The sequence below is a fragment of the Pseudomonas sp. GNP014 genome (assembly GCF_054344005.1).
On the sequence record NZ_JBTGUS010000013.1, the window covers coordinates 1 to 2,286 of the forward strand.

The 2,286-nt window shown below is 37.6% G+C and carries 3 protein-coding genes and 1 pseudogene; 1 reads left to right on the top strand and 3 read right to left on the bottom strand.

Translation table 11 applies throughout. The features are described from left to right. A partial coding sequence (locus ACXX9E_RS29275; RefSeq protein WP_458556709.1) for a hypothetical protein occupies positions 1–282 on the top strand: 282 nt, incomplete at its 5' end. 25 nt (positions 283–307) lie between these two features. On the opposite strand, the gene ACXX9E_RS29280 is transcribed toward ACXX9E_RS29275, so the two are convergent. From ACXX9E_RS29280 to ACXX9E_RS29290, 3 genes and pseudogenes are all read right to left on the bottom strand, one after another. Next, entirely contained in the window at positions 308–478 is a 171-nt protein-coding gene (locus tag ACXX9E_RS29280) for a hypothetical protein (protein WP_458556710.1), read from the bottom strand. A gap of 597 nt (positions 479–1,075) precedes the next feature. Further along, complete coding sequence (locus ACXX9E_RS29285) at positions 1,076–1,519, bottom strand: hypothetical protein (RefSeq protein WP_458556711.1); 444 nt, start codon at positions 1,517–1,519, stop codon at positions 1,076–1,078. A gap of 676 nt (positions 1,520–2,195) precedes the next feature. Continuing rightward, positions 2,196–2,286 (bottom strand): annotated as a pseudogene (locus ACXX9E_RS29290) (hypothetical protein); the annotation flags it as partial.

Consider the following 2,286-nt stretch of genomic DNA (forward strand, 5'->3'; position numbering starts at 1 on the left):
CTTGGCATGTCATCCACCGAACTTCCAATGATCAAGGAATATCTTTTGGTATCTTTTCCATTCTTCTTCATCAGTTTAGAAAGTTGTTCACCAATAGCCCACACCATAACACCAACAAAACATAGTAATAAGAAAGACAAACACAATAATGTAAACATTATCCATTCGCATAATAACAAGTATTACCTAATGTCTTCTGTTAATGGATCATTCTCTGGTTTGTTTGGTTTTTGTGATATATCCCTCACTGGCATTCCATTGCCACCATCCACCACTGCCTAATTCTTTTCTTTATTAACCTAGGTTTTCAGGAATCATATTTGTCATCCTTCCAATAGCCACATTGATAATACACACCAGCCTCTCTAGTGTTATTGTTTCTGTACAACAGTAAAGTTGCTGTTGCTGTAGGGTGGTTTGTTATCGCCCTTTTCCTTATTTTTGTTTCTAGAAAGCCAATTTCTAATGGTAAGCTCATGCTGTTCTCCTTTCAGTTTTGCTTTCCTGTTTATTTACTTTTTTTACTTCCTTTGGCTTGTTATAGGTTTGATTTCTATTATCCAAATCATCATTCTCGCCCGTTGCAATAAGAAATAAATCTTCTAAATTGCTTTAACGCATATGATTGTGCATACCAATTGCCGTCCACCTTTCATTTCACAAGCAGATAGTTCGTCTTGGCGTGTATTGCCAAGTGTCCCCATCCTTGTGTGAAAGGATAGAGCTATAATACAGACATCCAATTAAAGGCTTCCTTGGTGTCTGGTAATAATCTTACATATTTCTTCATCTTGGGTTATGATTAATCCAAAATGTCCCTAAAGGATTAACAACAGAGAAAACTTATCCATACTTGCATAATGTCAATTTCGCCAAATTGATTTTTTCCATCCTTGCCAAGCATCTTAATTTCTTTCGTAATGTTATTAATAGCAGTGCTAATTGTCTTTGGCATTCTTACCAAAACAATCTCTGTATTTCTTTATTCTCGCTAATTCATTTTCGGAATACTATAACTCGCTTCTTCGCTAGGTTCGTAAATTCAATACATTCTCCTTTAATTCTTGATTTATAATTAATTTTCAATATCTTCTAAAACATAGTTAGGACTTTCTGCATAGTTAATAGGTATCAACCAATGCGCATGCACAACTTCTACTCCATCCAAGAACCATTGCTGTAACAACAATTCTTGGAAACTCTTCATACTTGTGGCTTGTCGATAGCAAGTTGATATAATCATCAACACCGAATCACACATTGAGTAATACTTTCGTAAACCCCATGTTGCATTAGGCTTTAGTTTAGCTTTCATGTGTGGTTCAGTTAGATTAAATTCCTTCATTCCAAAATAATTTTTTCCACTTGGCAAACCCACTTCTTCCCCAATTGCTTTCCTGTATCGCTTGTGCTTGGACAATAAGAATAGGTATAGTGACAACTCATAACAATAAATTGATGAATTGTGTTCCAATGCACAATCAGTAATTTCCTGCGGTAAACTTTTCTTGATAATCATAATCCAAATCATCGGAAAGGGGTGAAACATAGCAGTAACAAAGTTGCACAAATAAATTTCAAAATCATTTCTCCGACATTGGTGGCACAAGCGATGAAAATTTCCTTCGCTGTAAAATTTATTCTTACAATGCCGTAGTTCATGCACTTGATGTATTTTAAATCTTTATTTTTTTTTGTTATTCTTCCTTGGTGAGTTAACACCCCCAAATTTCCTTCGAACATTGAATCTGCCCAAATTCTTGATTCCCCAAATCCAATCATCAAGGTCTGGTGGACACATGTTCGCCACTTGAATATTAATCTCACAATTCCATAGTAGTAGATCCATAGACTTCAGTATATTTTCAGCTTGTTTTAATAAATCCTCCTTATCTTTTCATTAAACCATACTGAGCATCCACAATGCCACTCTCTGAGGGAAGAACAATATAAGTATCTTGAGCATCGCACTCCAATGATTTTGCATAAATGGAAACTTGTCGGCAATGCTGAAGGGTAGTCTACTGTCGAATGGAATAATCAAAGTTAACCTTAGCAATACGGAGCCGCTTGCTTGTCCAGAAAACATGGCAACGTATCGTGAAGGTTAACATCTGGAACGTGGTACACCTGTACAGCACCTGAAAACAGCGACAACATGACCCAGCGCCTGACCGCGCTGGCCGTGCTGGTCAACTCGCCAACGCCAGGGCTTTCTGCTCCTCGAACGGCGAGTTCGACCAGCACGGCCAGCGCGGTCAGCTCGGTCATGTTGTCGCTGTTTTC